Source organism: Paraburkholderia sp. SIMBA_054 (assembly GCF_046534875.1).
Lineage (GTDB): Bacteria > Pseudomonadota > Gammaproteobacteria > Burkholderiales > Burkholderiaceae > Paraburkholderia > Paraburkholderia hospita.
Window position 1 is genome coordinate 1 of the sequence record NZ_JAWRXV010000793.1, and the last position, 271, is coordinate 271.

1 protein-coding gene is annotated in these 271 nt (G+C 38.7%); it reads left to right on the plus strand.

The window, feature by feature from the left end; genetic code table 11:
• A partial coding sequence (locus SB822_RS57280) for a hypothetical protein (RefSeq protein ID WP_410859130.1) occupies positions 1–271 on the plus strand: 271 nt, incomplete at both ends.

A 271-nucleotide genomic window follows, 5' to 3' on the forward strand; every position in this document is an offset into this window, starting at 1 on the left:
ATAGTATCTTTACAAAAGTTTGATAAGCAGCAAGAAACAAAGATACAACCCTTAAAAGATTGGATAACATCAGAAGAGGCACTATTGCGATTAAATAACGCTCTGCTTGAATCTGAATGGATAAAGTATGCTGACGGCTCCTATAGCAAATGGGAAATGGAGTCGCTAAGCTTCTATTACGGTGATCATGAGTTGAAGCATGTAGACGAGATAAAGTATGGCATCAAAAATTTCTTCGACCTTCCAGAAGAACCTGTCCAGGGAAGACCAT